This is a genomic window from Streptomonospora nanhaiensis, assembly GCF_013410565.1.
GTDB lineage: Bacteria > Actinomycetota > Actinomycetes > Streptosporangiales > Streptosporangiaceae > Streptomonospora > Streptomonospora nanhaiensis.
Window position 1 is genome coordinate 4,046,444 of sequence record NZ_JACCFO010000001.1, and the last position, 23,352, is coordinate 4,069,795.

General features: G+C 75.0%; 26 protein-coding genes. 11 read left to right on the top strand and 15 right to left on the bottom strand.

All coding sequences use genetic code 11. From position 1 onward, the window contains the following. Nucleotides 1-191: 191 nt before the first annotated feature. Entirely contained in the window at nucleotides 192-581 is a 390-nt protein-coding gene (locus HNR12_RS17800) for a MerR family transcriptional regulator (RefSeq protein WP_179768686.1), read from the top strand. A 21-nt stretch (nucleotides 582-602) separates the two neighbouring features. Here HNR12_RS17800 and HNR12_RS17805 read toward each other — a convergent pair whose 3' ends face one another. Continuing rightward, entirely contained in the window at nucleotides 603-1,577 is a 975-nt protein-coding gene (locus HNR12_RS17805) for an NAD(P)-dependent oxidoreductase (RefSeq protein WP_179768687.1), read from the bottom strand. A 57-nt stretch (nucleotides 1,578-1,634) separates the two neighbouring features. On the opposite strand from HNR12_RS17805, the gene HNR12_RS17810 reads away from it, so the two are divergent. After that, complete coding sequence (locus HNR12_RS17810) at nucleotides 1,635-2,054, top strand: MerR family transcriptional regulator (RefSeq protein ID WP_179768688.1); 420 nt, start codon at nucleotides 1,635-1,637, stop codon at nucleotides 2,052-2,054. Nucleotides 2,055-2,287: 233 nt separating this feature from the next. Further along, on the top strand, nucleotides 2,288-2,887 hold the full coding sequence (locus HNR12_RS17815) for a DUF488 domain-containing protein (RefSeq protein ID WP_218901970.1): 600 nt from the start codon (nucleotides 2,288-2,290) through the stop codon (nucleotides 2,885-2,887). On the opposite strand, the gene HNR12_RS17820 is transcribed toward HNR12_RS17815, so the two are convergent. The 3 genes from HNR12_RS17820 to HNR12_RS17830 all read right to left on the bottom strand — a co-directional run bounded on the left by HNR12_RS17820 (nucleotide 2,857) and on the right by HNR12_RS17830 (nucleotide 4,982). After that, nucleotides 2,857-3,462, bottom strand: coding sequence for a putative immunity protein (locus HNR12_RS17820; protein WP_246425115.1), 606 nt, complete (start codon nucleotides 3,460-3,462; stop codon nucleotides 2,857-2,859). The genes HNR12_RS17815 and HNR12_RS17820 overlap by 31 nt on opposite strands. A 65-nt stretch (nucleotides 3,463-3,527) precedes the next feature. After that, nucleotides 3,528-4,385, bottom strand: coding sequence for a pentapeptide repeat-containing protein (locus HNR12_RS17825; RefSeq protein ID WP_308118471.1), 858 nt, complete (start codon nucleotides 4,383-4,385; stop codon nucleotides 3,528-3,530). Between the two features lie 135 nt (nucleotides 4,386-4,520). After that, a complete protein-coding gene (locus HNR12_RS17830) occupies nucleotides 4,521-4,982 on the bottom strand; it encodes a MarR family winged helix-turn-helix transcriptional regulator (protein WP_179768689.1) in 462 nt (153 codons plus the stop codon). A 60-nt stretch (nucleotides 4,983-5,042) separates the two neighbouring features. Between HNR12_RS17830 and HNR12_RS17835 the strand changes: the two genes are divergently transcribed. Next, nucleotides 5,043-5,465: a VOC family protein gene (locus HNR12_RS17835; protein WP_246425116.1), complete on the top strand. Its 423-nt coding sequence runs from the start codon at nucleotides 5,043-5,045 to the stop codon at nucleotides 5,463-5,465. A 30-nt stretch (nucleotides 5,466-5,495) separates the two neighbouring features. On the opposite strand, the gene HNR12_RS17840 is transcribed toward HNR12_RS17835, so the two are convergent. Further along, complete coding sequence (locus HNR12_RS17840) at nucleotides 5,496-6,227, bottom strand: hypothetical protein (RefSeq protein WP_179768690.1); 732 nt, start codon at nucleotides 6,225-6,227, stop codon at nucleotides 5,496-5,498. 43 nt (nucleotides 6,228-6,270) lie between these two features. Beyond that, on the bottom strand, nucleotides 6,271-6,654 hold the full coding sequence (locus HNR12_RS17845) for a hypothetical protein (RefSeq protein ID WP_179768691.1): 384 nt from the start codon (nucleotides 6,652-6,654) through the stop codon (nucleotides 6,271-6,273). 133 nt (nucleotides 6,655-6,787) lie between these two features. On the opposite strand from HNR12_RS17845, the gene HNR12_RS17850 reads away from it, so the two are divergent. The 3 genes from HNR12_RS17850 (at nucleotide 6,788) to HNR12_RS17865 (ending at nucleotide 9,733) form a co-directional block, all read left to right on the top strand. After that, a complete protein-coding gene (locus HNR12_RS17850; RefSeq protein ID WP_179768692.1) occupies nucleotides 6,788-7,057 on the top strand; it encodes a hypothetical protein in 270 nt (89 codons plus the stop codon). Next, on the top strand, nucleotides 7,057-8,238 hold the full coding sequence (locus tag HNR12_RS17855; RefSeq protein ID WP_179768693.1) for a peptidoglycan-binding protein: 1,182 nt from the start codon (nucleotides 7,057-7,059) through the stop codon (nucleotides 8,236-8,238). Before HNR12_RS17850 ends, HNR12_RS17855 begins: the two co-directional genes overlap by 1 nt. A gap of 556 nt (nucleotides 8,239-8,794) precedes the next feature. Beyond that, a complete protein-coding gene (locus tag HNR12_RS17865) occupies nucleotides 8,795-9,733 on the top strand; it encodes a S1 family peptidase (RefSeq protein WP_218901971.1) in 939 nt (312 codons plus the stop codon). Nucleotides 9,734-9,908: 175 nt separating this feature from the next. On the opposite strand, the gene HNR12_RS17870 is transcribed toward HNR12_RS17865, so the two are convergent. Next, a complete protein-coding gene (locus tag HNR12_RS17870) occupies nucleotides 9,909-10,466 on the bottom strand; it encodes a GntR family transcriptional regulator (RefSeq protein WP_308118652.1) in 558 nt (185 codons plus the stop codon). A gap of 130 nt (nucleotides 10,467-10,596) precedes the next feature. Next, the gene (locus HNR12_RS17875; protein WP_218901972.1) at nucleotides 10,597-11,580 is read right to left on the bottom strand and encodes a MurR/RpiR family transcriptional regulator; all 984 of its coding nucleotides are present in this window, start codon (nucleotides 11,578-11,580) and stop codon (nucleotides 10,597-10,599) included. A gap of 90 nt (nucleotides 11,581-11,670) precedes the next feature. Between HNR12_RS17875 and HNR12_RS17880 the strand changes: the two genes are divergently transcribed. Together HNR12_RS17880 and HNR12_RS17885 are read left to right on the top strand one after the other, a co-directional pair. Then, on the top strand, nucleotides 11,671-12,816 hold the full coding sequence (locus HNR12_RS17880; protein ID WP_179768695.1) for an NAD(P)/FAD-dependent oxidoreductase: 1,146 nt from the start codon (nucleotides 11,671-11,673) through the stop codon (nucleotides 12,814-12,816). A 94-nt stretch (nucleotides 12,817-12,910) separates the two neighbouring features. Further along, entirely contained in the window at nucleotides 12,911-14,299 is a 1,389-nt protein-coding gene (locus HNR12_RS17885) for a sodium/glutamate symporter (protein ID WP_179768696.1), read from the top strand. A 73-nt stretch (nucleotides 14,300-14,372) separates the two neighbouring features. On the opposite strand, the gene HNR12_RS17890 is transcribed toward HNR12_RS17885, so the two are convergent. The 3 genes from HNR12_RS17890 to HNR12_RS28595 form a co-directional block, all read right to left on the bottom strand. Continuing rightward, nucleotides 14,373-15,797, bottom strand: a complete 1,425-nt coding sequence (locus HNR12_RS17890) for an MFS transporter (protein WP_179768697.1) — start codon at nucleotides 15,795-15,797, stop codon at nucleotides 14,373-14,375. Between the two features lie 151 nt (nucleotides 15,798-15,948). After that, entirely contained in the window at nucleotides 15,949-16,479 is a 531-nt protein-coding gene (locus tag HNR12_RS17895) for a TetR/AcrR family transcriptional regulator (protein WP_338119785.1), read from the bottom strand. Then, nucleotides 16,431-17,996: a phosphotransferase gene (locus HNR12_RS28595; protein ID WP_338119786.1), complete on the bottom strand. Its 1,566-nt coding sequence runs from the start codon at nucleotides 17,994-17,996 to the stop codon at nucleotides 16,431-16,433. Before HNR12_RS28595 ends, HNR12_RS17895 begins: the two co-directional genes overlap by 49 nt. Nucleotides 17,997-18,099: 103 nt before the next feature. Here HNR12_RS28595 and HNR12_RS17900 point away from each other — a divergent pair, with 103 nt between their 5' ends. Next, nucleotides 18,100-18,870: a phosphotransferase gene (locus HNR12_RS17900; RefSeq protein ID WP_179768699.1), complete on the top strand. Its 771-nt coding sequence runs from the start codon at nucleotides 18,100-18,102 to the stop codon at nucleotides 18,868-18,870. 234 nt (nucleotides 18,871-19,104) lie between these two features. Here HNR12_RS17900 and HNR12_RS17905 read toward each other — a convergent pair whose 3' ends face one another. From HNR12_RS17905 to HNR12_RS17915, 3 genes are all read right to left on the bottom strand, one after another. Beyond that, on the bottom strand, nucleotides 19,105-19,473 hold the full coding sequence (locus tag HNR12_RS17905) for a DUF4180 domain-containing protein (protein ID WP_179768700.1): 369 nt from the start codon (nucleotides 19,471-19,473) through the stop codon (nucleotides 19,105-19,107). A gap of 135 nt (nucleotides 19,474-19,608) precedes the next feature. Further along, nucleotides 19,609-20,010, bottom strand: a complete 402-nt coding sequence (locus tag HNR12_RS17910) for a DUF6098 family protein (RefSeq protein ID WP_179768701.1) — start codon at nucleotides 20,008-20,010, stop codon at nucleotides 19,609-19,611. 110 nt (nucleotides 20,011-20,120) lie between these two features. After that, a complete protein-coding gene (locus HNR12_RS17915) occupies nucleotides 20,121-21,263 on the bottom strand; it encodes a winged helix DNA-binding domain-containing protein (protein WP_179768702.1) in 1,143 nt (380 codons plus the stop codon). Between the two features lie 177 nt (nucleotides 21,264-21,440). On the opposite strand from HNR12_RS17915, the gene HNR12_RS17920 reads away from it, so the two are divergent. After that, on the top strand, nucleotides 21,441-22,067 hold the full coding sequence (locus HNR12_RS17920) for a GntR family transcriptional regulator (RefSeq protein ID WP_217781283.1): 627 nt from the start codon (nucleotides 21,441-21,443) through the stop codon (nucleotides 22,065-22,067). Nucleotides 22,068-22,135: 68 nt separating this feature from the next. On the opposite strand, the gene HNR12_RS17925 is transcribed toward HNR12_RS17920, so the two are convergent. Next, the gene (locus tag HNR12_RS17925) at nucleotides 22,136-23,083 is read right to left on the bottom strand and encodes a hypothetical protein (protein ID WP_179768704.1); all 948 of its coding nucleotides are present in this window, start codon (nucleotides 23,081-23,083) and stop codon (nucleotides 22,136-22,138) included. Nucleotides 23,084-23,352: the final 269 nt, after the last annotated feature.

The window sequence follows — 23,352 nt, forward strand, 5'->3', positions numbered from 1 at the left end:
GGCGGGCGCCGTGCCGGGCCGCACCGCTTCGTCCGCCTCTCGTCCGCCCTTCGTCCGCCCCTCCGCCGCCGGGCTCGGCGGCGGAGGGGCGGCGGCGTGCCGGGGCGGCGCCGCGCGGGCGGGCTGCGAGCGTGACCGGGGCCTCGGCCCGCCGCGGGCGCGGCGGCATAGACTCGTCGGTGGAGGTCGGCATGCTGATCGGTGAACTTTCGCGGCGCACGTCGGTGAGTACCCGGCTGCTGCGCTACTACGAGAAGCAGGGGCTCATCACGTCGCGGCGGCTGCCCAACGGCTACCGCGACTTCCCCGAGGACGCCCCCGAGACCGTCGCGCGGATCCGCGGGCTGCTCTCGGCCGGGCTGTCCACCGAGGTCATCCGCGAGCTGCTGCCGTGCGCGGAGGGCACCGCGCCCAAGCTGGAGGCGTGCCCGAGCGTGATCGGCGCCCTGCGCGCCGAGGCGGAGGGCATGCAGCGCCGCATCGAGGCCCTGTCCCGCAGCCGCGAGGCCGTCCTGCGCTACATCGCCGAGGCCCGCCCGGCGCCCGAGGAGGCGGCGGAGGCGGCCTCCGCGTCCCGGTAGCGGCTGAGCGGCGGTCGCGCGCTAGCGCGCGGCGGCCTGCCCGCCCTGGAGGGCCATGGCGTCCACCATCGTCTCGAACCCGGCGTCGCCGCGCCCGCTGTCAACGACGCGGCGGGCCGCCGCCAGGGCCGCGCGCATGATCCCGGAGTCCAGGCCGCGCGCCTCGGACGCCTCCACGACGTGCTCCATGCCCGCCGCGGCCGAGACGATGGCCGCCTCGGCGCCCGAGGAGGTCCCGGCGTCGAGATGGGCCGCGATCTCGGTGATGCTGCTCCCCAGCAGCTCGGAGATCCCCGCGGCGAAGGGCGCCAGTTCGCCCGCCGCGACGCCTTCGGCACGGGCCAGGGCGAAGGCGTGCGCGAAGCCGCTCATGGCGGTCCAGAAGGCGTCGAGCAGGGCGACGTCGAAAGACGCGGCGCGCCCGGGGTCCTCGCCCAGGTGGGTGGCGGTGCCGCCCAGGGCGTCGAGGGTGGGCCGGTGCTCCGCGTAGAGGTCGGCCGGGCCGCTGTAGAGGAAGACGGCCGAAGGGCCGCCGATGGTCTCGGTGTGCGTCATGATGGCGCCGTCGATGTAGTCGACGCCGTTCTGGCGCGCCCAGTCGGCCATCGCGCGGGCGCGGGTGGGGGTGTCGGCGGTCAGGTGGACCACCGTGCGGCCCTTGAGGGAGTCGGCGGCGGGGGCAAGGACCTGCTCGGCGGCGGCGTAGTCGATGACGCAGACGACCACGAGCGGGCTGGCGGCGGCGGCCTCGGCGACGGTGTCGGCGCGGACGGCGCCTTCGGCCACCAGGGGCTCGGCCTTGGCGGCGGTGCGGTTCCACACGGTGGTGGGGTGCCCGGCCCGCAGGAAGGCGCGGGCGAGGGCGCTGCCCATCGGCCCGAGCCCGATGACGGTGACGGGCGAGGCGGCGGGGGAGGCAGGGCCGGTGGAGTCGGTGGAGGTGGACGGGGTGGTGGCGGTCGCGGAAGCGGTAGCGGAAGGGATGTCGGAAGCCATGCCGGTACGCTAAAGCTTCAGGTCGGCCTGAAGGTCAAGCCCTGTGCGGGAGGTCACATGCGGATCGGTGAGCTGTCACGGCGCACGGGGGTCAGCGGCCCGGCGCTGCGCTACTACGAGGAGCAGGGGCTGCTCCACCCGCGCCGGAGCCCCAGCGGCTACCGGGAGTACGGCGAGGACGACGTGGCGCGGGTCGGCAACATCCGCACCCTGCTGGCGGCGGGCCTGGGCACGGCCCTGATCGCGGAGATCCTGCCGTGCATGGTGGTGGAGGGCCGTTACCTGGCCCCGGTCTGCCCGGAGATCACCGACGCGCTGGAGGCGGAGCGCCTGCGGATCACCACGGCGATCGCCGAGTTGGAGAGGGCGAGGACGGCCTTGGACGGCATCATCTCGGCCCCCGTACCGGAGTCGGCTGTCGCGGAGGCCTGCGCGGACGACTACACCCAGGAGCCGGAACGAGCGATGGCGGGGTAGGGCTGAAGGGGTGGTCCGTGGGGTCGGCGTTAAGCTCGGCGGCGGGACCTGTATCAACTTTTGATAACGCCCGCCATCGCCCCAGGTGATGAAGGGTGCTCCCCGCACATGCGGGGATGGTCCCTCGGCGGCGAGGTCGGGCACGTCGGCCAGGGCGTGCTCCCCGCACATGCGGGGATGGTGGCGGGCAGGCGGGATGAGGTGGGGGGCCACAGGGGGAGGAGTCGGATGCGGTGAGTGCTGTGGCCGGCCGTGAACTGCTTACCTTCGGGCACAGCACCGCAGGGCGGGAGCGGTTGGCCACCCTGCTGCGCGGCGCCGGGGTGGAAGCCGTGGTGGACGTGCGCATCGGGCCGGGCAGCCGCCGGGATCCCGACCTCATCCGCGACCGCCTCGCCGAGTGGCTGCCGCAGGTCGGCATCGCCTACCGCTGGGAACAGGACCTCGGCGGCTTCCGCAAGGTGCCGCCGGACTCTCCCGATGTCGTCTGGCGGAACGCCTCCTTTCGGGGGTACGCGGCCCACACGCGTTCCCCGGAGTTCGTGGCCGCCATGGACCGGCTGCTCCGGGAAGCCGCCTCGGCGCGTACCGCCGTCATGTGCAGTGAGGCGGTCTGGTGGCGCTGCCACCGCCGGCTGATCGCCGACTTCGCCTCCGTCGCTCGTGGCGCCCAGGTACGCCACCTGATGCACGACGCCCGGCTGGTCCCGCACCCGCCGACACCGGGCGTGCGCCTGCGCGCCGACGGCCTGCTCGTCTACGACGACACCGCCGCCGCCCTGCGAAGCACCGGCAACACCGCTCAAAGAACCGAGCCCGACGAGCAGCGGTGACCGTCCGCCCCTGGTCCATCGGTCTTCCTCCGGCCCCAGGGTGTTGCGCGCAGGGATGCGTCCAACGCGCTCATGAGTTGCGCGACGCGGTTTTTGGCGGTCGGTGCGAGCGGGTACCGGCGGAGGACGGAGACCAGCGTCGGCGTGGCGCGGTCGCGGGCCTTCTCGATCATCATGTCCCCCACGGCGGGATCGCCGCCCGCGTGCAACTCGGCGATCCGGGCGGCGCTCGCGGCGGCGCGCAGGATGTGGCCCACCTGGGTGGCCTTCGCGATCGGGTGCAGGTAGGCGGCCGATGCGGCGTCCCCGGCCGAGCGGGCGGCCAGGCGTGCGGCCTCGGTCCCCGCCTCCTTCGCGGCCCGATGGGCGTCCAAGGACGTCGTGCGCTGCAGCCTGGTCCGGTTCGCGCCGTTGACGAACTCCCATGCCGCGTCGACGGCCGCGCGCGGACGGGGATCGCCCGGGACCTCCTCCTCGAACAGCGGGAGGACCTCCTGAGCGGTCTCCGCCACGAAGCGCGCCACGACGCGCAGTTCGTCCATGGTCAGTTCGAAGTCACCGGACACCGTGGTCATGGACCGATCCTCCCACCGGCCGGCCGCCGAGGGCGGAGGCGGCGAGGCGGCCGGGGCCGCTCGGCCTACCAGTGGCTCGGGCGCTCCAGGCCCGGCGAGAGCCGGGTCGCCGCGTCGCCCTTGGCGGCGTTGACCTGGGGCTGGGTGAGGAACAGGGCGCCGGTGAGGTCGGCGCCCGCCACCTTGGCGTCGCGGAGGTCGGCGCCGATCAGGTCGGCCCGGCGGAGGTCGGCCCCGCGCAGGTCCGCCGCGATGAGTAGGGCGCCGCGCAGGTCCACCCCGCGCAGGTCGGCCCCCTTGAGGTTGGCGCCGAGCAGGTCGGCGTTGCGCCGGTTGCGCTTCTTGGGGCTCTTGGGGCGGCCGGGGACCTCGGCGCGGGCGAGTTCGCTGGCGCGCAGCAGGAGCGGGTTCACCTCGGCGCGCAGGGCCGCGAGGTCCAGCCGCTCCAGCTCCTCGGGGCCGCCCCGCGCCAGGCCGTCGACGCGCTTCAGTTCGCCGCGCAGGTCCGCGTGCAGCGGCTCGGCCGCCGGGAGGGACAGGGCCTCGGTGAGGTACCACAGCAGTTCGTGCAGCCGCTGGACCACCGGGAAGACGGCGAACATCCGCCCCGCCGAGCCGGGGTCCTCGCGCCAGGACCGGCCGCCGAACGTCTCCTGCGACACCCGCTGCCCGGCGCCGAAGCAGTCGAAGACGGTGCATCCGGAGTAGCCGCGATCGCGCAGCCGGGCGTGGATCCCGCAGCGGAAGTCGGCCTGGAGGTTGCCGCAGGGCTGGCCGGCGGCCTTGTCGGCCGCGAAGTCCGCCGATGCGGCGAAGGGCAGGGCCACGCAGCACAGCCCGAAGCAGTTCGCGCAGTCCCCGCGCAGTTGCGGCGCGCCGTCGTCCAGGGGGACGACGGGCAGCGGTCGAGGCGAGGACGGCACGGTCGGACGCTCCTGAGCAGGCGGAGTTGATGAGGCCGCGGACACCGGCGGCCGGCCCCTCCGAGTCTAGGCGCGGGTGCGGGCGGGCGCGGCCGTGCGCCGGTGGCGCCCGCGCACCGCACCGCACCTCAGCGGCTATCCGCCGAGGGCGGCGGCCATGCGGTCGAGGTCGTCGAGGAGGTCGGCCAGGCGGTTTTCGGGGACCGCCTGGATCATCCGCCGCTCAACCGCGTAGACGGCACGGCGGGCGCCGTCGAGCCGGTCCTTTCCGGCGGGGGTGAGGTGGGCGGGCAGGGCACGGCCGTGGTCGGTGGTGGGCGGACGTGTGATCAGCCCCGCCTCCTGAAGGCCGCGCAGGACGACGTTCATGGACTGCCGGGTGACGAAGGCGGCGCGGGCCAGTTCGGCGTTGGACATGCCGGGGCGCTCGTCCAGAAGCTCCAGGCAGGCGTACTGCGGAACGGTCAGGCTGTGCTCGCGCAGGGTGTGGTCCATGGCGCCGCGCAGGGCCGCGGCGGTCCGCTTGAGGCGGTAGCCCACGTGCTCGGTGACGTCCCGGGCGGGATGGGGCGGTTCGACGGGGGCTCGATCTTGCATGTCAGGATTTTGACATAGACGGCGATGGGTGTGTAGCGTCTGTTATGTCAATGTCCTGACATGAGAACGGGGTTGTCCATGACCGTCAGCAGCAGATCCGACGCGGCCTCCGCGCCCGCGGCCGTCACCGGGCCCGACTTCGTCGCCCTGCAGGTGCGCGACGTCGCGGCCGCGGCCGCGTTCTTCGAGCGGCACCTGGGCCTGCGCAGGGCCCCCGCCTCTCCGCCCGGCGCTGTCGTGTTCACCACCGAACCCATTCCCTTCGCCGTCCGGGAACCGCTTCCGGGGGTGGATCTCGACAGCACCGGCCGGCCGGGTCTGGGAGTGGCCCTGTGGCTCCGTGCCACCGACTCCCAGGAGGTGCACGACCGCCTCGCCGCTGCCGGAGTCACGATCACCGGTCCGCTCCGGGAGACTCCCTTCGGCCGCGCCTTCACCTTCACCGGCCCCGAGGGCTACGCCATCACCGTGCACGACGGCTGAACGCGGCCACCGGCCGCCGATGATGGACGCTCAGTCCACGTTGCGCAGAGCCTGTGCGGCGATATCCAGTAGGACATCCTCGTCGCCTCGGTAGTCGGGAACTCCCTCGGTGCCCTCAAAAGAGTCGTAGGCCGTAACCGTGAGGTTCATGTTGTCCTGGCGGACGAACACCAGGGCCATGGGCGACGGGGTCCGGGGGTCCGGGTTCAGGTCCGCGTAGACGAGCATGCTCTGCTCGCCCAGGTCCGGCAGGTAGCGCAGTTCCTCCACTTCGGTGTGGCTGTTGTCGGAGGTGAACTGCACGGTGTCCTGCCGATATCGGCGTATGGCCGCCGCCTCCGCCTCCAGCGGGTCCTCGCTGTTCTCGGGCGCGGCGGAGCGGTAACTGATCTCCAGCCCGCCCGTGGTTCCGTCAGAGAAGACCGCCGACCAGTCGCACGTCGCCGAAGTGCCGACATAGACCCCGGTCGAGGGGAGGACCGCGGAGACGCGGCGCAGTTGGTCCACGGTGGCGCCCGCGCACGGATCACGCGGCAGGGAGTACTGGTGCGTGGGCGGCCGTGCCGACGCGTCCATCGCCTTGCTCATCGGCAGCAGCGGGCCGGCGGTCTCGATGCGCACCATGGTCCCGATGAGGGAGACGGCCGAGACGAGCAAGGCCACGAGGATGACGGGCGGTCGGCCGGCGCCGCGCAGGCGGCGCGGCCTCGGACCGGGGCCCCTGGGCGGCGGCACGGGGGAGGGCATGGTGCTCTCATGCATGGCTTTCCGATCTGGTGTGGCAATGGACGGGGCGGCCCGCGAGCTACCAGCCCATGTCCTCGGCGATGGTTTCCAGCAGGGAGACGACGCCGCCGGATTCGCGTATCGGCGCGTGGTCGGTCACGGAGTACTCGACGGCCGTGAGGCGTTCGCCGTCCAGCACCAGGAGGCTGGTGGTGGCGGTGTATTCGTTCTGCCGTGCCACCGAATGCACATGGACGAGCACACTGCGGTCGCCGAAGCGGCGGGGTTCTTCTCGGTGGTCCTCAATCTTGGGCGTATCGTCACCGAGCCACGCCGGATCGCTGAGCTGGTCGCGCTGGAGGCGGAAAAGCTCGTCGGGCCCGGTTGCGAGCCGCTGCCCCTCGGCGTGCCGCTCTAGGGCGAGGTCCGCCGTCTCCTCCGACAGCGGCAGGTAGGTGGTCACCCACAGGTCTCCCGCCTGGAGACCGTCGGGGGAAGCCGTCCACGCGCAGCTGCTGTACTCGGTGTTCAGGTAGCGGATGGCCGCTTCGGCGTTCAGCTTCTCCAGCCGGGCGCCATGCCATCACACAGCACGATTGACCATGGACAGCGCCATGCGCGAGTGCGAGGAGTACCGCATGGGCGGTACCGCCGGCGGCGAACCCGACCCGGAGATGCAGGAGGCCGCCCAGGAGTTCGCCGAGTGCATGCGCGAGGAGGGTGTGGAGGACTACCCCGACCCCGAGCCCGGCCGGGTCGGGATCATGATCACGCCCGAGCTGAAGGCCGACCCCCAGCTTGAGGAGGCCATGGAGACGTGCCGGGAGCACCTGCCCAACGGCGGTCCCAGCGGGGGAGGCCAGTGATGGGCGAACCGGTCGTGGAGGGGCGCGGCGGCGCCGGGGACCCCGTGGCCCCGCCGGGGCGGCACGAGTCCCGCGCGGACCCGGAGGCGGCCTCGGGGGCGCCCGCGGCGCCCTCGGGCGCCGCGCGGGCTGGCGCCGCGCGGAGCGGGGCCGAGGACGGCGCGGAAGGCGGCGCCGGGGCCGCTCCCGCACCGGCGGACGCCCCGGACGGCGGGCCGCGCCCCGCGCGGTCCCGGCGCCGCTGGGGCCGCCGCCGCGCCCTCACCGCCGCCGCCGGCGCGGTCCTGCTGGCCGCCGCCGGCGGGGCGCTCGCCTACGGCCTGGGCGGGGGCACCCCCGAGAGCGAGGCGTCCAGCGGGCTGCCGCCGGCCACCACCGAGGTCGCCCGCGAGACCATCAGCGACGTCGAGACCGCCTCGGGAGAACTCGGGTTCGGCCCGGCCGCCACCGCCGCGGCCCGCGCCGGCGGCACGCTGACGCGGGTGCCCGGCACCGGCGCGGAGGTCGGCCGCGGCGAGACCCTGTTCGAGGTCGACAACCGCCCCGTCACCGTCATGTACGGCGACGAGCCCGCCTACCGCCCGATGGCGGTGGGGACCGAGGGCGCCGACGTCGAGCAGCTGGAGCGCAACCTCAGCAAGCTGGGCTACGGCGGGTTCACCGTCGACTCGGCGTTCACCGAGGGCACGGCGGCGGCCGTCATGGAGTGGCAGGACGACCGCGGCCTGGAGGTCACGGGCACCGTCGAGCTGGGCAGCGTGCTGTTCGCCCCGGGCGCCGTGCGCGTCGACAGCCTCCAGGCCGAGGAGGGGGGCCAGGTCCAGCCCGGCGCGCCCGTGCTGGACTACACCGGCACCGAGAAGCTGGTCACCACCGAGCTGGAGCCCGCCGACCAGCGCCTGGTCGAGGACGGCGGCGAGGTCGAGGTGACCCTGCCCGACGGCCAGACCGTCGCGGGCGCCGTGGAGGAGGTCACCACCGTCATCGAGCCCGCCACCGAGCAGCAGGACGCCCAGACCGTCATCGAGGTGGTCGTGGCGCTGGAGGGCGACGACGCGCAGGAGGCCGCGGCCGACTACCCGCTGCCCACCACCGGGCAGGTGGTCGTGGACGGCCACGACGTGGGCCGGTCGTCGTGCCGGCCTGGGCGGTGCTCGGCGGCGTGGCCGCGACGCTGGTGATCGGCGGCCTGGCCGGCCTGTACCCGGCGATCCGCGCCTCGCGCCTGTCGCCCACCGAGGCGCTGGCCGCGCCGTAGAACCGGCCCCCAAGGACACCGGAGCCCTCCTAGGCGCGTGGGAGGGCTCCGGTCCGGCACCGCGGCCGGCGGTGCCGATGCGGCGGGCGGGGCGCTCCCGGAGCGCCCCGCCCGCCGCGCCGACGCGTGCGCGCATCGCCTGCGGGGCACGGCTTTTCGGCATCCGATGCCGCTACCACCGCAGACGTGACGAACATTTACCAAACACGTCGAAAGCGGTACTGTTCCGCGCGGCAAAGCGACATGCGGGCGCCGCGGGCGCCTGCCGGACCCACGTTTCGGCAACCGCCGACGGCGCCGCGCGGACGGCGGCGAGCCGCGCTTGTGTATGCAAATCGCATACAACCCATCGGCGCGCGCCCGCCTCCCGGCCCGCGTCCGCCGCCGCGCGGGGGCGCCCCTGAGCCGTACCGGTGCCCCGCCCCCGTGGGCCACCGGCACCACACGGATCGGAGCTGCCTGGGTCAACGGTCAACGACGTGCGGTCGCGGGACCACGGCGCGGACGACGGGCCCGCGCGCACCGCGCGCACCGCCTCCGCCCGGCCGCGGCGCGGCCTGCGGATGCTGGGCGGCGCCGCGCTGGCGGCGGTGGCGCTGGGCGCCGTGACGGGGGCGGGCACCGCCCACGCCGACGAGCCCGAGCCCTCCACCGGCCCCACCCCCATGATCATCGGCGGCGAGCCCGCCGACCAGCCCTACCCCTTCGCGGCGTCACTGCAGTACGAGCGCAACGGCGTGCCCGATTCCCACCGCTGCACCGGCGCCCTGGTCGACGAGGAGTGGGTGGTCACCGCCGCCCACTGCGTCACCGCCCTCAGCGACAGCGGCGAGCCCTTCGAGGTGCTGGACCCCGGGATGTTCCACCTGCGGCTGGGCTCCAACGACCGGACCCAGGGCGGGCACGTGGTCCAGGTCGCCGGCATCGAGGTGCACCCCGACTACCGGTACCTGGCCGACGAGGGCTCCGGCGCCGACATCGCCCTGCTGCGCCTGGCCGAGGAGGCCCCGGTCGAGCCGATCCGCCTGGACCGCCGCATGCCCCGGCCGGGCACGGAGGTCCGCCAGATCGGCTGGGGCTACACCAGCACCGACGCCAACGACCCCAGCCAGCTGCCCGAGCAGCTCCAGCAACTGGACACCGTCACCCTGCCCGCCTCGGCCCGGGAGTGCCAGGTGGACGAGGAGGGCGACGGCGCCTGGGGCATCCGCGCCGGCGACATCTGCACCGACAACCCGGAGGGCGTGCGCGGCCCCTGCGGCGGCGACTCGGGCTCGCCCCTGCTGACCCGGGTCCGCGGCGAGTGGCGCGTCGCGGGCGTCGACTCCCGAGGAGTCGGCAGCGTCTGCGGCACCACGCCCGACATCTACACCAGCGTCGCCGCCCACGACGACTGGATGGACCGCTTCATCGGCTGACCCGGCCCCGATGCGCGCGCGGCCCCCGGCGCGGGAGACCCCGCCGGGGGCCGCCCGGCGCCGCCCGGGCGGTGTGGCGGGGTTGGGCCAACGGAGGCGCCCCTGGCCGGGCTGCCGAGGCAGCGGACGGGTCTGACCGCCCCGGCCGCCCCGGCCTCCCGGCGGGAGGCCGGGGTCAGAACCGGTCGTTGCCGGCGGCCTGGCCGATCCGGAAGACGTGGCGGGAGGCGGCGCAGACCGTCTCCAGGGCGTGGACGGGGATCCGGGCCGTGCTGGTGCTGACGCGCAGGATCTGCACCACCCATTCGCCGGCGACGCCGAGCAGGTCCGCCTCGTACGGCGTGGGCGGGCGGGCCGTCAGGGTCTCATCGGCGCGGGCGAAGGTGTGGCCCAGTTCCTCGATCGCGGCCTGGAGGGTGGGCAGGACGAAGCCTTCGTCGGCGAGGCGGGTGCCCTCCGCGACGTCGGGGCGGAAGAAGCTGGTCGCGATCCGCACGGGGACACCCTCGGCCCAGAACATCTTGCGGCGGGCGACCACCGGGGATCCGGGCGGCACCTCCAGGGCGGCGGCGACGTGCTCGGCGGCCGGTTCGGTGCCGACGAACAGCATCTTCCGTTCGGCCGCGATCCCCTGGCGGCCCGCCTCGGTGAGGTACAGGCTTGTGGAGCCGCGTACGGACGGGGGCGTGGGCAGCGCCCGCTCGACGATCACACGCTGGGGAACCTCGGGCACCTGGCGCCTTTCGGGTGGAGAGGCTGGGGACCTCTCCAGCATGCCACCGCGACGGCCGCCCCGGCGGCCCTGAGCCCTCCGCGCCCCGCCGTTCCGGCCGGCCCCCGGCCCGCTGCCGGGGCGGGGCCGCTCAGGCGCCCCCCCGGGGCGGTTGCCCGCTCGGGGCCGGTGACACCACGTCGACGTCGATCTCGGTGCCCGCGATCGCGGCGCGCAGGCGGTTGAGGCGCTGGCGGGCGGCCACCGAGCCCGAGCGGTCGCGGGCGGCCAGGTCCATGGTGAGGGCGTGGGCCACCAGCCACGGGGCGAAGTTCTCGTCGGCCGCGCCCGCTGTGGAGGGCGGGGTCACCAGGACCGTGCGCACGCGGCCGCGCACGGCCGGGCCCAGGGCCTCGGTGATCACCACGACCTCCGCGCCCGCCTCCGCGCAGTGGTCCAGCAGGGCCTCGATCTCCCGGAACAGCCGCAGCGGCGCCACCACGACCACCACGTCGCCCGCACCGATGTCCAGCAGGTCGTCGGCCAGCCGGAACCCCGACGCCTCCACCGCCCGGCTGCGCCGGCCCAGCCGGCCGACCTCGATCGCCAGGTAGCGGGCGGTCGCCGACGCCGGGCCGATCCCGTAGGCCACCACCCGCTCGGCGCCGGCCATCGCCTCCACCGCCGCCGCGAACGCCGACGCGTCCAGCACGTCGGGCAGCCGGCGCAGCAGGTCGGCGCTGTCGGCGATCACGCGCTCCAGCACCGGGGCGCCGCCCAGGCCCTCCAGGCGCTGGTCGAGCACGAGGGCGGGGTCGCGCCGCGCGGTCAGCATGTCCAGGACCGACCGCTTCAGCTCACGCAGCCCGCTGTAGCCCAGCGAGCGGGCGGTGCGCACCACGGTCGCGTCGCTGGTGCCGGTCATGGCCGCGAGCTGGGCGGCCGACGCCGTCACGGCCTCGGCCGGGCGGTTCAGCAGGAAGTCGGTGACCGCGCGCTCGCGGGGCGACAGCCGCGCCAGCCGCGCGGTCACCCGGGCGCGGAACCCGCCGTCCTCGGCGCCGTGCCCGGCCGCCGCGCCGCCACCGCCGCCGTCTTTGCCCTCGTCACCGGGACCGTCCGGACCGCCGGACATCTGTGAAGTTTTCATTTCATCCTTGAATCGAACATGAAGTGAATACTACGCTCACTGTGAAGCAGATCTCGTCGCAAGGAACCGAACCCGATGAAACACCAGTTCGTGATTATCGGCGGCGGCGTCCACGGCTGCGCCGCCGCCTGGATGCTCGCCGACGCCGGAGAGGACGTCCTCCTCCTCGAAGCCGCCGGCCTGGCCTCCGGCGCCTCGGGCGGCTTCGGGCGGCGCGGCGTCCGCGGAAACCGCCGCGACCTGCGCGAGCTTCCGCTGATGCGGGCCGCCTACCGGCTGTGGCCCACCCTGGCGGACCGCCTGGGCCACGACACCGGCTACCGGCGCACCGGCGGCCTCAACCTCATCGAGCAGGAGACCACCGGCACCCGGGGCGGCCTGGTCGCGGCGCACGCCCACGCCGCCGCGCAGACCGCCCAGGGGGTGCCCACCGAGGTGCTCGACCGCGACCGCGTCCTCGACCTCGAACCCCACCTCGGCCCGGCCGTGCGCGGCGCCCTCTACTGCCCCCTCGACGGCACCGCCGACCACACCGCCACCACGACCGCCTTCGCCGCCGCCGCCCGCGAGCGCGGCGCGGCCGTGCGGGAGCACACCCCCGTCACCGGCGTCGAGCGCTCCGGCGGGCGCGTCACCGCCGTCACCACCGCCGGCGGCGAGCGGATCGAGGTCGGCCGCGCCCTGCTGGTGCTCAACAACACCGGCGCCCCCGACCTGCTGCGCGACGCCTTCGGGGTCGACCTGCCCGTGTGGCGCGTCCTGCCCCAGGCGCTGCGCGTGCGGCCCAAGGCCGACCCGCCCATGACCCACCTCATCGGCCACGACCACCGCTCGCTCTCCCTCAAGCCGCTGCCCGACGGCAGCGTCATGGTCAGCGGCGGCTGGCGCGGCCGGTGGAACCCCGACCTCGGCCGGGGTGAGCCCGTCGAGGCCAACGTGCGCGGCAACCTGGCCACCGCCGCCGAGGTCTACGCCGCGCTCGCCGACGCCGAACTCGACCTCGCCGACGCCTCCCGCCCGGAGTCGTGCAGCGCCGACGAGATCCCCGTCATCGACCGCGTCCCCGGCACCGCCAACGCCTTCGTGGGCACCGGCTGGACCGGGCACGGGTTCGCCATCGCCCCGGCGGTGGCCGAGGCGCTGGCCTTCTGGGCGCGCACGGGCGCGCGCCCCGACAGCCTGGCGCCCTTCACGGCGGCGCGGTTCGCCCGCCGCCCCTGACCCCCGCGCGCCCACCGCGCCCGCGCGGCGCCGCGGGTGCGCGGGAGCCCTTCCCTGAATCCCCCCAACCGGCCATCTGCCCGCAAGGAGCGCCATGTTCCCCACAGCCGAAGTCGGCGGCGACACCGTCAACACCCTCTTCTTCGCCCTCACCGCCCTCGGGCTGCTGATCCTCGCGGGCGTGGTCCTGCGGCTGCTCCTCGCGCCGCTGCGCCGGCTGTTCATCCCGGCCGCGCTGATCGGCGGCGTGCTGGGCGCCGCGCTCGGCCCCTACGGCGCCGGCCTGTTCCCCGAGAGCATGATCACCACGTGGGCCGGGCTGCCGGGCATCCTCATCACCGTGGTGTTCGCGCCGATGCTGATCGGCGTGCGCATCCCCAACGTGCGGCAGAGCTACCACCTCATCGCGCCGCAGCTGCTGTTCGGCTACATCGGCGACTTCCTGATGATCGGCGTCCCGATGCTGGTGTGCGGCGCGCTGCTGATGCCGGTGTGGGACGTCGGGCCCATGTTCGGCACGCTCATCGAGGTGGGCTGGCCCGGCGGCCACGGCACCGCCGGCGGCATGGCGCCCGTCTACGCCGACCTGGGCTGGGCCGACGGCGGCCCGCTCGGACTCGCCTCGGCCACCGGCGGCCTGATCTTCGGCATCGTCATGGGCATGGTGCTGATCAACATCGGCGCCCGGCGCGGCCACCTGCGCCACGCCGCCGGCAGCGGCGGCACCGGCAGCGAGACCGCGCCGGAGATCCTGCCCCGCGAGGAGCGCTCCGGCCTGGGCAGCGTCACCCTCAACCGCGACCTGGTCGACGGGCTGGCCTTCCACGGCGCGCTGATCGCGGTGGCCGTCTTCATCGGCTGGGTGCTGCAGTACCTGCTGGGCCTGGTCGTGCCGGGCGTGCCGCTGTTCCCGCTGGCCATGATCGGCGGCGCGGTCGTGCAGGCCGTCATCGGCCGCACCCGGCTGGGCGAGGCCGTGGACACCGGCAGCCTGCGCGCCATCCAGGGCGCCGCCCTGGACCTGCTCGTCGTCTCGGCGGTGGCCTCGATCTCGGTGCCGGTCGTGCTGGCCAACATCGTGCCGCTGAGCCTGCTCATGGTGGTGGCGGCCGCGGTGGCGGTGGGGTTCTTCTACTGGGCCGGGCCGCGCATGTTCCGCGACTCCTGGTTCGAGCACTCCATCGTCAACTTCGGCTCGCTCACGGCGGTGGCCTCGGTGGGCCTGATGCTGCTGCGCACCGCCGACCCCGGCCTCAAGACCGACGCGGCGCGCGCCTACGCGCTGCGGGCGCCCTTCTTCAGCCCGTTCGTGGGCGGCGGCCTGGTCACGGCGCTGCTGCCGGCCATCGCCCTCAACTACGGGCCCTGGGCGCTGGGGATCGGCGGGGTGGTCGCGGCGCTGCTGCTCATCGCGCTGGCCCGGATTCTGCGCATCTGGCGGCGGCCGGGCGCCCCGGCGCCGGCGGCGGACGCCGCCGCCTGAGCGGACCGCTTTCGCGCCGCATCCGCGAGGCGGGCGCCCACCGGCCGGTGGGCGCCCGCCCCTTTTCGGGCGGTCAGGCCCGCGCGGCGACCAGGACCTTCTCGGCGTCGCGCTCGAAGGTCCAGCGGGCGGCGAGCATGCACAGCCCGCCCACCACCTTGGGCACCGACAGGATGATGAACGCCGTGGCCAGCGAACCGGTGGCGTCGGAGGCCACGCCCACCGCCAGCGGTCCCACCGCCGTTCCCACGGTGACCAGCAGGTTCAGCGCGGCGAACCCCAGGCCGCGCGAGTGGGCGCCGACCACGTCGGCCACCGACGCCATCACGCAGGGGATCGCCAGGGCGCCGAAGAACGACGACAGGAACAGCATGGCCGTGAACAGCGGCAGCGAGTCGGACAGCAGGCCCGCGACCAGCGCCGCGGCACCCAGCAGCGTTCCGACGCCCGCGAGGCTGACCCGCCCGCCGCGCACGGCGCCGTGCACGCGGCGGCCCAGCCACGCCCCGACGAGGGTGCCGGTGACGACGCCGAGCACCGACATCGCCCCCGAGATCGACCCGGCGGCCGCGGTGCCGACGTCGTGGGCGCGGGTGAGGTAGCTCGGCATCCAGTAGGCGATCCCCAGCAGCCCGGCCGTGAGGAACATCAGGCCCACCGACAGCAGCCCCAGCGTGGGGATGGCCGCGACCTCGCGGACCTGGCGGCCGAACGGCGGAGCCGCTGCGGGGTCGGCGGGGCCGGGCGCGGGCCCGGCCTCCGGCACGCCGCCGTAGGCGCGGGCGGCGGGCGGGTCGGTGCGGGCGGCGGCCGCCGCCGCGTCGGCCGGCGCGGCGGTGCCGGAGCGGGCGATGAGGGCGTCGAGGTGGCCGCGCCGGGGCTCGGCCAGCCGCCAGCAGACGAGGGCGACGACCACCCCGGGCAGCGCCATGATGACGAACGCCGCCCGCCAGCCCAGGAACTCCCCCAGCACGCCGGCGAGGATGGTGCCGATCCCCCCGAGGTAGGTGGTCATGCGCACCCAGCCGTAGGCCTTGGGCCGGTTGGTCGGGGGGTAGTAGTCGGCCAGCAGGCTGCTGGAGGCGGGGTTGTCGACCTGCTCGGCGGTGGCCAGCAGCACCCGCATGGCGTAGAACATCGCGAACCCCACGGCCAGGCCCGAGCCCACCGTGGCCAGCGCCCAGCAGAACACGACGATCGCGATGACGCGGGTCCGGTTGTGGCGGTCGCTGAGGTAGCCGGCCGGGATGGCGATGGCCGCCGAGGCGATCGCGGCGGCGGTGGGGATGCTGCCGGCCGCCGTGTCGCTGAACCCCCACTCCGCCTGGATCAGCGGCAGGGTTCCGGTCAGCAGGGACGCCTCGATCCGGTCGACCAGCCCGACGAGGAAGAGCACCACCAGCGGGGCCCAGCCGTAGGGCGCGGTGTCCGTGGCGCTGATGCCGCCCGCCCGCGGTGCGCCCAGTTTCCAACGAGTCCTCGGGGAGACGGCCGCCATGACACTCCATTCCTAGAAGAGTGTTCTAGTAATGGGCCCAAGAGTGCCATGGGTCACATTTCCTGACCAGACCCGCAACCGGTTCTTTCAGCGGTGATCCGCGCCCCGGCCCGGCCCGCGCGAAGCGGCCGCCCCGGCCGGCCCGGTTCGGCTACTCCAGCGGCGTCAACGGGTCCATCCGCCGGATCAGCGCCGCCGTGGCCTCGGCGACCGCCTCGGCCTCCGCCTCGCTCGCGCACTCGGCGACCTCGCGCGCCGCCTCGCCGATCACCACGGTCAGCACGGAGACCATGAACCGGTCCACCGGCTCCTGCCGGGCGTCCAGCAGCACCGCGTTCTGCCGCACCCACTCGCCCCCGCGCGCCCGCCGCACCGTCTCGAACCCCGGGGGGCCGTCGCCGCTCACGAACAGCCGCGCCAGGTCCCGCCGCTCCCAGGACCCGCGCAGGTAGGCCCGCGTGCCGGCGATGAACTGCTCCAGCCGGTCGTCCCCGGCCCGCGCCCGCACCCGCGCCACCGCCGCGGCCGCGCTCTCCTCGTGCTCGGCCTGGTGCTGCTCCCACAGCGCCAGGTACAGCTCGGTCTTGCCGCCGAAGTGGTGGTAGAGGCTGCCCACGCTCTGCCCGGACCGCTTCACCACCTCGGCCACCGACGCGTCGGCGAAGCCCTTCTCGGTGAACACCTCGCGCGCGGCCGCCAGGAACGTGCGCCGCGTCTGCGCCGTCCGGCTCCACCGCCATGCCCCGGCGCCGCCGGTGTCGGTACGGTCCTGCGCCCTGCGCACCATCGCGCGGTTCCTTCCCTCCCTCCCGGGCGGCATCCGCCGCCCGGACGTGTCATCTCCTGCCGCGGGGAATGTACCGGCTGCCGTCGGGGCGCGACGCCACGACGCCCGGCCGCAGCGGGGCGCCGGCCCGGTTGGCCCCCCCCGGCGCGGGGCGCGGCCTTGAACCCCGGGTCTCGGCTCTTGGCGGCGGTGGGCGACACGCCCGCGAGTACAGAGACACCCCCGGGGACGTCGGCGGCGACCGCGGCGTGCGCCTCGGGCGCCGTCGCGGGCACCAGCCACTTGAGGCGCTGCGGCGGGTACGGGGAGAACCGGGGGCCGCTGGCTCGTTCGTCGAAGGCGACGGCGCGCACCGCGTTCTGGGTCTCGACCGGGTCGCCGTGGCCGAGGAACAACTGGCGGAAGGCGACGACGGACCTGACCGCCGCCTCCACCGACAGCCGCCGCTCCGAGGCCCCTTCGGCGACTTTCTCGGTGGCCCGCAGCACGTCCGTGTAGGCCGACTGAGCGGTCAGCCGCAGCAGTTCGGCCCGGATGTCGCTCTGGGGCGGGATTTCCCCGCGCAGCTTGCCGGGTTGACGCCGCCACCGCAGCTCGACCACGGCGCGCTCGTGCCGGAGACCGCTCCGCTGCCCCATGAAGCCGGCCAGCTCCCAGTCCACGATCCCCACCGCGTAGGAGGGCGGATCGGTCGGGTCCACGACCTTGCGCGAGCGCGCCGTCAGGTTGCCCAGGTGGAGGTCGCCGTGGACAAGGCGGGTGGGGCGGCCCTCCGGGGCGGGCGGGGTGTGGAACTGCTCGCGCCGCCGCTCCAGTTCGCCCGCCGTCAGCAGGCCCATCCGGCGCAGGCCGTCCTCGCCGAAGCGGCGCTCGGCGAACCGGGCGCACCGGATGACGTTCGCGGTCAGCGCCTCCTCCATGCTCGGGGAGTCCGACCACACCGGGAGCGGGATGTGGTCGCTGCCCGGCACGGACTCGCACAGGTAGGCGATGTTCTCCGCCTGGTGCAGCAGCGCGGCCTCGTAGGCGTCGCGCAGCTTCGGCGAGGTCCAGTCCGTGCGCGCGATCGCGTCCAGGTTCTCGAACACGTAGTGGTGCAGGTTCGCCCGGAACTCCGGCGGCGGCGGGGGCTCGTCGAAGACCAGGCCCAGGTAGTCGTGCGTCAGGACGCGTTCGCCCCACCCCCGGTAGGCGACCGAGAACACCCGGGGCACGAACGGGACGTGGTCGAGCAGGCGCAGCACCTCCACCTCGTCGAGCACGCGGAGGTCGTAGGGGTCCTGCACCCGCTGGGTGCGGATCACCTGGTAGTTGTCGGGGTGGCGGTCCTCGGCGTTGCGCGGCACCACCTCGACGGTGTTGGCGTACCCCTGGCCGCGAATCTCGCGGACGGCCGGAGGATTCCACGGCACTGCCTCCATGCGAGCCCCCGCCTGCCGGATATCCTGCCTTTTCGGCAGAACAGTACCCCGCCCGCCACCGCCGCCCCCGTGCGGCACGACGAAGGGGCAGGCCATGCCCGAGTCCGGCCGGATGCGCGGCGGCGTCAACGAGGTGCTCCGGGTCGGCGACACCGTGCACCGCCCCGCCGGCGCGGCCGCGCCCACCGTCCACCGGCTGCTGCGGCACCTGCGCGCACACGGGTTCGACGGCGCCCCCGAACCGCTGGGCTTCGACCCCGAGGGCCGCGAGGTGCTCACCTACCTGCACGGCGACGTCCACGAGGCGCTGCCGCCCGGCCTGCGCACCCCCGGGCTCCTGGCCTCGGCCGCCGCGCTGCTGCGCCGCCTGCACGACGCCACCGCCGCCTTCGCCGCCGCCCCCGGCGACACCTGGGCGCTGCCGCCCCGCGCGCCGGCCGAGGTGGTGTGCCACGGCGACGTGGCGCCCTACAACTCCGTGGTGCGCGACGGCCGCGTCGTCGGGTTCATCGACTTCGACACCGCGCACCCGGGGCCGCGCCTGTGGGACGTCGCCTACGCCGTCTACCGCTTCGCGCCGCTGCACGCGCCGGCCAACCCCGACAGCTTCGGCGGCCCCCGCGATCAGGGGCGGCGGGCCGCCCTGTTCTGCCGCGCCTACGGGTGCCCGGCCGACGCCCGGCTGCTCGACACCGCGGTGGCGCGGCTGGAGGCGCTGACCGCCCACATGCGCGAGCGCGCGGCCCAGGGCAGCGCGGCGTTCCAGGCCCACATCGACGGCGGGCACCTCGACCTCTACCGGGCGGACATCACCTACATCGGCACCCACCGCGCGGCCCTGCTGCGCGCGTTCGCCGAGGACTGAGGCGGCGGCCGGAGCGGCGCCGCCGCCCAGCGGACCGGCCGGCCGCGCGCCGACCGCTCGCGGCTCGGCGGCACCGCCCGCCCGCCCGCCGCGGCCGGGGGTACCGGCGGGCGCACGCGCACTTCCGCGCGAGCGCTCCCGCCTGAGCGGCCTCACGACGGCGCGCACGAATGCTCTGCGGGAGTCCGGGGGGAGTCCGGGGAGTCCGAGAGGGGAGCCCGCTCCGCCGGACGGCTAGCCGGCCGCCAGCCGGGCGGCCAGTTCCTCGCGGGTGGCCGCGAACCACACGTGGCGGCCCCGGTTGGCCTCCCGCACGAAGTCCCGCAGCGCGGTGCCGCGCGCCACCCGGTCGGAGATGTCGCCCAGCACCACCAGCCGGACCCCGTACTGCGCGAACTTCTGCGTCAGATCACCGGCCACGCCCGAGCGCAGCGAGAAGAAGTCGTCGGCCACCCGCTCCACGGGCACCACGACCACCTCCGCGCCGGTGCCCCACGCCTCGCCGATGAGGTCGAGCGCGGAGGACACCCCGCGCACCTCGGGACCCTCGGCGGAGCACTCGAAGACCACCGGTCCGCCGTCCACGTCCTGCTCAGCTGCCATCCGGCGACCCTACCGCCCCCGCCCGCGCGCCCGCCCGCCGGCACCGCACCCGCAGGGCGCGCGGGCGCGCCCGCGCGGCCCCGGGCCGCGCGTTCAGGCGGTCGTGGAGTCGCGGCCGGGGTCGAAGCGCTCGTGTTAGAGGTCGCGGGCGCGGCAGACCACGGCGTCGTCCAGGCGGGCCACGGGCTCGACATCGGCCAGCAGGGGCTCGTGGTCGGGGCCGCGCGCGGTGACGCGGCCGGTCAGGATCCAGGCGTAGCGGTCCTCCTCGGCCTCGCCGAGATCGGCGTACTTGCGGACCTGGCGCGCCAGCCAGTCCTCCAGCGGGCGGGTCCACCACGGCTCGGGGTCGAGCACCGTGCACGACAGGCCCGGCAGGTCCAGGCCGCTCTCGTAGTCCCGGCTCTGGGTGTGGGCGTCGGCTTCAGGCCCGTGGGAGTAGCGCAGGTAGAGCCCGTCGCGCGCGCGGACCAGGTCCACCAGGGCGCTGAAGTCGGTGATGCGGTGCAGCTCTCCGCTTCGAGCAGTCGCGTCCATAGTGGGCGACCACTGCCCCGGCGCCGCGCGGGCATTCGCCGGCGCTCCGCGCGGGGGCGCGGGGGCGCGGTGTGGGGTGCGGGGGTGTGCCGTGCGCGGGGCGCGGCCGGTCAGGCGAAGACGAGGCGCGACCCGGACGCCCCGGTGTGCTCGGCGATGACGGCGGCGTCGGCCGCGGCGGCCTCGCGCCGGGGGACCGGCAGCGGTGCGAACGGCTCGACCTGCACGACGGCCTCCGCGCGTTCGCGGCGCTGCCGCCACACCCCGGCGATCTCGCCGTCGACCAGCACCACGCCGGGGTTGGCAGCGGGCCGCCACACGGCACGGCGGCGGGCGGGGTCGGGCAGCAGCAGCGGGCGGTCGGCGAGTTCGGTGACGGGGTCGTGGGGCGGGAGCAGGCGCACGCCCGCGGGCGCGGGGGAGTCCTGGAGCGCCGCGAGGCGGTCGGGGTGAAACCAGAACCGCCCGCCGTCGACCTCGACCCGTTCGAGGCCGCCGGCGGCGCGGTCCCACCAGCGGCGGCCGGCCGCGGGCACCAGGCCCAGCCAGGCGGCGAGGTGGGCGGGCTTGGCGGGGCCGAAGGCCGCGAGGAACGCGCGGACCAGGTCGGCGCGGGCGGAGCCGGGGTCGGGGTCGGGGTCAGGGGCGGGCGCGGAGGCGGGACCGGCGGCGTGGTAGCGGAAGCGGCCCGGGGCGCCGGGGTCGAGGCGCACGACCAGGCCGGCCTGGAGTGTGGCCATGCGGAAGAGCTGGTCCTGGACGTGCGCGGCACCGCACCCCGAGCACCACGGGGTGGTGCGGGGGTCCACCCGCGGGCTCACCGCCGCGCTCAGCTCACCCTTGGTCGGGGCGGGCTGCTCGGCGATCTCGGCCCGCATGGCGGCGGCGACCTCGTCCAGCGCGGTGCCGAAGGACAGGCCGTCGTCGGCGAGCTCGGCGGCGAACTCCCCGATGGACTGGCGGAGGAGGTCGTGGCCGTCCTCGACGCGCAGTGCCGCCGCCAGGCGGGGGAGGTCGGCGGCGCGGTGCAGGTGCAGGGCGCCGCGGACGCTGTGCACGAGCACGGTGGACGCGGCCGAGGAGTCCGGCGGGGCGCCGGTGCGCAGCCGCAGCGCCAGGCCGGCGCTGCGGCCCGGCGGGTAGTCCTGCAGGCCGGTGGCCAGGACGGTGCCGGGGTCGGCCCCGCCGCCGGGGGCCAGCCCGTGGGCGGCGAACCGGTAGGCCACGACCTGGGCGCGGGTGACCGAGATCATCGGCTCTGCTCCAGCATGGCCCCCACAGTAGTGCGCGGGGCCGACACCGCCCGGCACGCGCGGCGCCGGCCCGCGGCGCGTGTGCGCGCTACGCACATGGTGCATACACTCGTATACCTGAGTTGCGCGAGACCCTGCGCACCACCCGGCGGCAGGGCGACCTGGGAGGCGGCATCCGTGGCGGATGTGTACAAGGAGCTGAGGGCGGCGATCGTCGCGGGCGAGTTCGACGCCGGGGCCCCGCTCGGCGAGGTCGCCCTGGCGGAGCGCTACGGGGTCAGCCGCACCCCGGTCCGCGAGGCGCTGCGCCGCCTCCAGCAGGACGGGCTGGTCGAGCGCGGCGACCGCGGCATGCGCGTGCGGGTGCGCAGTCCCGAGGAGATCCTGGAGATCTACGAGGTCCGCATCGTCCTCGAAGGAGCGGCGGCGCGGGCGGCGGCCGAGCGCCGCACGCGCATCGACCTGGCCCGCCTGCGCGCCGCCGCCGAGGCCATGGCCGCCACCGACGCCGCGGACGGCATGGCGATGGCCGCCGCCAACCGCGCCTTCCACGAGACCGTCTGGGCAGCCGGCCACAACCAGACGCTCACCGACCTGCTCATGCGCCTCAACGACCACCTGGCCCGCTACCCCGCCACCACCCTGACCGCCCCGGGCCGCTGGGAGAACGCGTTGGCCGAGCACGCCGCAATCGTGGAGGCCATCGACGCCCGCGACGCCGACACGGCCGCCACCCGGGCCGAGGCCCACATGGCCGCCGCCCGCGACATCCGCCTGGAGATGTACACCCGCGAACTCCCCTGACCGGACGGACCGCCCCGGCACCGCTGGACGCACGACGCGCGCCCCCGGCGTCCGGGGGCGCAACCGTCCTACCTTCCGTTGGCGTTGTGCCAGGGCCCTGTCGAGACGTGCACGTGGTCGACGTGGGCCGCCGTGATCCCGACGTGGTTGGCGTCGTACTGGGGCTCGAAGCGCCGCACGTCCTCCCACCGCCCGGGCGGGTCGAGGTCGGGGTTCCAGATGGCCTCGTCGTAGATGATGTACTTGATCTCCAGAGCCTCGTGGTGCTCCATCAGCCACTGGACGACCTGCACGGCCCGGGCGTGCATCTCAGGGGTGGGCGGCTGCCCGCCGGGGGCCACCATGTAGTCGCAGGCCTGCCCGACCGGGTGGTCGCCCTGCCCGTTGTCCCACTCGCGCGGGTCGTAGCAGCCGACCCCGGCTCGGGGATCCCACCATTGGCCGAATTCGGCCACGATGGCCGCGTAGGCCCGGCAGGCCGAGGGATGGATGCCGCTGGCGACGGGCTCGCAGTCCTCACTGATCCGCGGGGCGCCGCCCCCCGACTCCGAGCACGACCGGGCGGCGAGGGGCACGGAGTCGAGGCCGACCAGCGCGCTGACGACAGCCTGGGCATCCTCCCAGTACGGAGCGTAGTGGTAGGCGTCCGCGTTGCGCTGGACCTCGTGGGCGACCAGCGTCGGCTCCATCTGCTCCCGCCCGTCGACCTCCCTCAGCTTTTCGAAGAACATGGTGGCTGACGTGGTCGGGTCCATGCGGTCCTCGTAATCGCCCCACGCGCCGTTGTCCCGCTGCTGGAACAGGCCGCGGGAATCCGGTCCGGCGGCGTCACCGTGGTCGATCACGATGAGTGAAGACTCTCCCATTGCCGTCATCACGCCGATGGTCTGGTCGCGGATGTTGAGGCCGAGTTCGGCACCGGCGTTCATTATGAGTGCGGCGTTGGTCAACTGCTCGCCCTGCCACTGGCCCTGCCCAATGGGGTTACCAGGCAATTCGTCCGGATCAATGGTCACTCCCGAAGTGGGGGAACACGAGTCCCCCGACATCACGGCAACGCCCAGGAGGCCGGCTACCAGCAGCAGGGGGAGGCAGCCTACAGCCAGGGCGGTGACGGTGCCCTTGGCGGCATCGTCCGGCAACGTCCCTCCTCCTTCTGGGCGGAGTCCCTGGTCAACCCGCTGGATTGTCGGGAACTGACCGGTTTGCGGGGTTCCTTTGTGCTCGGCTTTTACCGCAAATCAGTGACAAATCGGTACTTAGTTGGAAAGTCGGCACGTGGGGA

Bases quoted from the DNA above. Each gene is read 5' to 3' on its own strand.
- HNR12_RS17875 (WP_218901972.1), bottom strand. From the start codon at position 11,580: ATGTCCGGCGGTCCGGACGGTCCCGGTGACGAGGGCAAAGACGGCGGC.
- HNR12_RS17915 (WP_179768702.1), bottom strand. From the start codon at position 21,263: ATGATCTCGGTCACCCGCGCCCAGGTCGTGGCCTACCGGTTCGCCGCC.
- HNR12_RS17900 (WP_179768699.1), top strand. From the start codon at position 18,100: ATGCCCGAGTCCGGCCGGATGCGCGGCGGCGTCAACGAGGTGCTCCGG.
- HNR12_RS17910 (WP_179768701.1), bottom strand. From the start codon at position 20,010: ATGGACGCGACTGCTCGAAGCGGAGAGCTGCACCGCATCACCGACTTC.
- HNR12_RS17885 (WP_179768696.1), top strand. From the start codon at position 12,911: ATGTTCCCCACAGCCGAAGTCGGCGGCGACACCGTCAACACCCTCTTC.
- HNR12_RS17810 (WP_179768688.1), top strand. From the start codon at position 1,635: ATGCGGATCGGTGAGCTGTCACGGCGCACGGGGGTCAGCGGCCCGGCG.
- HNR12_RS17880 (WP_179768695.1), top strand. From the start codon at position 11,671: ATGAAACACCAGTTCGTGATTATCGGCGGCGGCGTCCACGGCTGCGCC.
- HNR12_RS17820 (WP_246425115.1), bottom strand. From the start codon at position 3,462: ATGACCACGGTGTCCGGTGACTTCGAACTGACCATGGACGAACTGCGC.
- HNR12_RS17800 (WP_179768686.1), top strand. From the start codon at position 192: ATGCTGATCGGTGAACTTTCGCGGCGCACGTCGGTGAGTACCCGGCTG.
- HNR12_RS17840 (WP_179768690.1), bottom strand. From the start codon at position 6,227: ATGCATGAGAGCACCATGCCCTCCCCCGTGCCGCCGCCCAGGGGCCCC.
- HNR12_RS17855 (WP_179768693.1), top strand. From the start codon at position 7,057: ATGGGCGAACCGGTCGTGGAGGGGCGCGGCGGCGCCGGGGACCCCGTG.
- HNR12_RS17835 (WP_246425116.1), top strand. From the start codon at position 5,043: ATGAGAACGGGGTTGTCCATGACCGTCAGCAGCAGATCCGACGCGGCC.
- HNR12_RS17890 (WP_179768697.1), bottom strand. From the start codon at position 15,797: ATGGCGGCCGTCTCCCCGAGGACTCGTTGGAAACTGGGCGCACCGCGG.
- HNR12_RS17805 (WP_179768687.1), bottom strand. From the start codon at position 1,577: ATGGCTTCCGACATCCCTTCCGCTACCGCTTCCGCGACCGCCACCACC.
- HNR12_RS17905 (WP_179768700.1), bottom strand. From the start codon at position 19,473: ATGGCAGCTGAGCAGGACGTGGACGGCGGACCGGTGGTCTTCGAGTGC.
- HNR12_RS17830 (WP_179768689.1), bottom strand. From the start codon at position 4,982: ATGCAAGATCGAGCCCCCGTCGAACCGCCCCATCCCGCCCGGGACGTC.